This is a genomic window from Haemophilus sp. SZY H56 (assembly GCF_054332415.1).
The window spans coordinates 1-4,653 of the sequence record NZ_JBTGNX010000024.1; the positions used below are offsets into that span (position 1 = coordinate 1).

Genomic DNA, 4,653 nt, shown 5'->3' on the forward strand with positions numbered 1-4,653 from the left:
ACAAATAAACCTGTAGATAAGCCATCAGCCGTCATCGAACTTGGTGCAAGCACGGTAATTGAGGCTAAATGATGCTGAATTGGATAGCCGGTTTTCGGGTCAATTTCATGAGCAAAACGTTTACCATTTTCTTCAAAGTAAATTCGATAATCGCCAGAACTTGCCATTCCCATATTGTCTAATCCAATGACAGCTTCAACCGCTCTTTCACCTGTTGTAGTTGGTTTTTCAATTGCGATCTGCCAAGGTTTGCCTTCAATATTTTTTCCTTTCGCACGAATTTCTCCGCCGATTTCAACCATGTAATTCTGAGCATTTAATTGTTCTAACTTTTCAGCGACCAGATCAACGCCAAAGCCTTTAGCAATCGAGGACAAATCGACATAAACTTGAGGAAGTGCTTTGCTTAATGTCGGTTTGGCAGCACTCATATCGAGGGCAATTTTATCAATACCAACCCAAGCTTGGCGTTCAGCTAATTGTTCTGGTGTAGGTTGTTTTTCTGGACGTTTTTCCGGGCCAAATCCCCATAAATTAACGACAGGGCCAACAGTTACATCCAATGCACCTTCAGTCACTTTATTTAAACGAATCGCTTCGGCCAATACTTTGGCAAAATCTGCTGAAATCTCAATCGGTGTATTCACTTGGGTATTTTGATTGAAACGACTCAATTCCGAATCTTTTTTGTAAGTGGACATTTTCGCGTTCACATCTTTTAAGATAGCTTCAATTTCTTCATGCGTCTTTTCAGATGTTGCTTTCATTGAGCCTTCATCAAGGTATTTAACATGATAAGTTGTTCCCATTGTTTTACCACTTAATGAGATAACTTTTGTTTCTTTTTCACAGGCTGCAAGACTTAATGCCATTGCCACCGCCACGATACCGCTTATTAATTTTTTCATCTGGATTTCCTAAATCTGTGAACTACTAGCAAACTAAACAAAATTTACCTGTAATCATAGAAAATTTTCTAAAAACACCTTAAATTTTGACCGCACTTCATCACAAAGTGCGGTCAGTATTCATGATGTTTTGATTAACTAAAATCAACCACCGAAGTCATCTAATAAGATGTTTTCATCTTCAACACCGAGGTCTTTCAACATTTTGATGACCGCCGCGTTCATTACCGGAGGTCCACACATGTAGTATTCACAATCTTCTGGTGCTTCATGATTTTTCAAGTAGTTTTCATAAAGTACGTTGTGAATAAAGCCAGTGTAACCTGTCCAGTTATCTTCTGGTAACGGATCAGATAATGCCACGTGCCATGTAAAGTTAGGATTTTCGGCTTGAAGCTGATCAAAATCTTCTACATAGAACATTTCACGTTTAGAGCGTGCACCATACCAGAATGACATTTTACGTTTAGAGTGTAAACGTTTTAATTGGTCAAAGATATGAGAACGCATTGGTGCCATACCTGCACCACCACCGATGAAGACCATTTCATTGTCAGTTTCTTTTGCGAAGAATTCACCGAACGGACCTGAAATTGTCACTTTATCACCTGGTTTTAATGACCAAATATAAGAAGACATTTGACCTGGAGGTGCATCAGGTTGACGTGGTGGAGGCGTTGCAATACGCACGTTAAGCATAATGATGCCTTTCTCTTCTGGATATGAAGCCATTGAGTAAGCACGGATAATATGCTCGTCCACTTTAGACACATAACGCCATAAATCGTATTTATCCCAATCTTCATGGTATTCTTCTGGAATATCAAAATCTTTATAGTAAACCGTATGTGGATCAGCTTCGATTTGGATATAACCACCTGCACGGAAAGGTACTTCTTCGCCTTCAGGAATAGCCAATTTAAGCTCTTTAATGAAGGTTGCTTTGTTATCATTAGAAATAACGGTACATTCCCATTTTTTCACGCCGAAGATTTCTTCTGGAAGTTCAACGTCCATATTGCCTTTTACATTCACTTGGCAAGCTAAACGATAACCTTCTTTTGCTTCACGTTTATTAATGTGAGAAAGTTCGGTTGGTAAAATTTCACCACCGCCACTTTTCACTTTCACCACACATTGACCACAAGAGCCACCGCCACCACAAGCAGAAGAAACGAAGATACCTTTACTTGCTAATGCACCAAGCAATTTACCACCAGCAGGTAAGGTGATCGCTTTTTCAGGATCGTCATTAATAGAAATGGTGATATCACCAGAATCCACTAATTTTGATTTAGCGAATAAAATAATCGCAACGAGCACTAAAAGGATAACCGTAAATGCCGCAACACCTAATAATAAAATTGAAGATTCGCTCATTTATGCCTCCTTATAACTGAATACCAGAGAATGACATAAAGCCAAGCGCCATCAAGCCTGCAGTGATAAAGGTAATCCCTAATCCTTTTAAGCCTGCCGGTACATCGGCATATTTCATTTTTTCGGTTAAACCTGCAAGCGCAACGATTGCTAACATCCAACCAAGCCCTGCACCCACACCATAAACTGCAGATTCTGCAAAAGTGTATTCACGTTGTACCGCAAAAGATACACCACCAAAGATCGCACAGTTTACGGCGATAAGTGGAAGGAAGATACCTAATGCGTTATAAAGTGCAGGGAAGAATTTATCTAAAGTCATTTCAAGTAATTGAACAAGACCCGCAATAATCCCGATAAAGGTAATAAAGTTTAAAAACTCAAGGCTTACACCTTCTACTAATGCGCCATCTTTTAATACATGTTCGTATACAAATTGGTTCGCAGGCACCGCAATACCAAGTACCACTGTTACCGCAACACCAAGGCCAAACGCCGTAGAAACTTTCTTAGAAACTGCAAGGAAAGTACACATCCCTAAGAAGAAAGAAAGCGCCATGTTTTCAATGAAGATCGCCTTCACGAATAGGCTAATATAATGTTCCATTGATTATTTCTCCTGTTGCTCAGGTTTCCACGTTCTTAAGCCCCAAATAACGAAGCCGATAATAAAGAACGCACTTGGTGCAAGAAGGAATAAACCGTTTGGTTGATACCAACCGCCGTCTTGAATCGTTTGGAATACAGGGAAACCAAATAAACGACCAGAACCGATTAATTCACGTAATGTGGCGACAATTAATAAGATCGCACCATAACCTAAACCATTACCGATACCATCAACAAAGCTTTCTAGCGGAGGTGATTTCATCGCAAACGCTTCTGCACGACCCATTACGATACAGTTTGTAATGATAAGGCCAACGAATACAGAAAGCTGTTTAGATAAACCATAGGCATAAGCTTTTAATACTTGGTCAACCAAGATTACTAAAGATGCGATAATCGCCAGTTGTACAATGATACGGATACTATTTGGAATATAGTTACGAATCAATGAAATGAACAAACTGGAGAAACCGGTTACCAAACTTACCGCAATCGCCATAACGATTGCTGTTTGTAATTGGGTTGTTACCGCTAATGCAGAACAGATACCCAAAATTTGCAAGGCAATCGGGTTATTTTTAACAATAGGATCGAATAAAAGACCTTTTAAGTTTACTTTTGCATCAGCCATTATTTGATTTCTCCTGCTTTAAATTTCGCTAAGAATGGACCAAAGCCATTTTGGCTGAACCAATAATCAAATGAACCTTGAACACCGTTACTGGTTAAAGTTGCACCTGATAAACCATCTACACCGTGCTCTTTATCTGCAGCAGAGCTACCTTTGTAGATTTTGAATTTTTGGTTACCTTGCTCATCGAATAATTTTTTATCGACAAACTGTGCTTGCCAACGAGGGTTCGCAATTTCGCCCCCAAGACCAGCTGTTTCACCTTGATCATAGTAAGTAATACCTTTGATGGTATTCGCATCTGGTGCAACAGAAACAAAACCATACATGGTTGACCATAAACCACGGCCATACATTGGTAATACAACTTGGGTTACATTGCCTTGCTCATCTTTTACAAGATAAACACGCGCTTGGTTTGCACGGACCTTGATCCCTGCTTTATCTGCCTCAGCTGGGATAGCTTGGCTTTTAGCTGGATCTTTAACGGCATCTTTAGGTTCAAATTTATTGATTTCTTCTGCTGAAGCTTGAACGTAATCACCACTTTGCAAATCCACTAAACGAGGTTCAATAAATTTGTTGTAAGTGTCTTTGATTACTGATGCATTATCTTCTTTCATTAAGCCAGCAACAGTTAAAATGTTACGTTGAACGTCGAGTGCTTTTTGTTCATCTTGTTTGGATTTTAATGCTACTGCAGCACCAGAAACCACGATAGAACACACTAAACTTAGCAACACAACAACGGTAACTGTACCGCTAACGCTATCTTTATTAAATTTAGCCATTTGTTCTTGCTCTCCGACGTTTGATATTTGCTTGAACCACGATGTAGTCGAAAATTGGTGCAAATAAGTTTGCAAATAAAATCGCTAACATCATCCCTTCTGGATAAGCTGGGTTCACTGTACGAATTAATACCGCCATCACGCCAATTAACGCTCCGTACCACCATTTACCTGTATTGGTGAATGAAGCTGACACAGGGTCTGTAGCCATGAAGATCATACCAAGTGCAAAACCACCTAATACAAAGTGCCAATGCCAAGGCATTGAGAACATTTGGTTAGAATCAGAACCGATTAAGTTGAATAAGGTTGCTGTACCAATCATACCGATCAT

6 protein-coding genes are annotated in these 4,653 nt (G+C 39.6%); all 6 read right to left on the minus strand.

Going from position 1 to position 4,653, the window contains the following annotated elements; translation table 11 throughout:
* A partial coding sequence (locus ACXVWP_RS10930) for an FAD:protein FMN transferase (RefSeq protein WP_369866962.1) occupies positions 1 to 908 on the minus strand: 908 nt, incomplete at its 3' end.
* Positions 909 to 1,052: 144 nt separating this feature from the next.
* Entirely contained in the window at positions 1,053 to 2,288 is a 1,236-nt protein-coding gene (gene nqrF, locus ACXVWP_RS10935) for an NADH:ubiquinone reductase (Na(+)-transporting) subunit F (RefSeq protein WP_160222065.1), read from the minus strand.
* Positions 2,289 to 2,298: 10 nt separating this feature from the next.
* Positions 2,299 to 2,895, minus strand: coding sequence for an NADH:ubiquinone reductase (Na(+)-transporting) subunit E (gene nqrE / locus ACXVWP_RS10940; protein WP_049362633.1), 597 nt, complete (start codon positions 2,893 to 2,895; stop codon positions 2,299 to 2,301).
* A gap of 3 nt (positions 2,896 to 2,898) precedes the next feature.
* A complete protein-coding gene (locus ACXVWP_RS10945) occupies positions 2,899 to 3,528 on the minus strand; it encodes an NADH:ubiquinone reductase (Na(+)-transporting) subunit D (RefSeq protein ID WP_005695375.1) in 630 nt (209 codons plus the stop codon).
* Positions 3,528 to 4,319, minus strand: coding sequence for a Na(+)-translocating NADH-quinone reductase subunit C (locus tag ACXVWP_RS10950; protein WP_054420318.1), 792 nt, complete (start codon positions 4,317 to 4,319; stop codon positions 3,528 to 3,530). The genes ACXVWP_RS10945 and ACXVWP_RS10950 overlap by 1 nt, the downstream gene beginning before the upstream one ends.
* Positions 4,312 to 4,653 (minus strand): RnfABCDGE type electron transport complex subunit D (locus ACXVWP_RS10955; protein ID WP_369866964.1); only part of this gene is annotated, 342 nt, incomplete at its 5' end. The genes ACXVWP_RS10955 and ACXVWP_RS10950, both read right to left, overlap by 8 nt.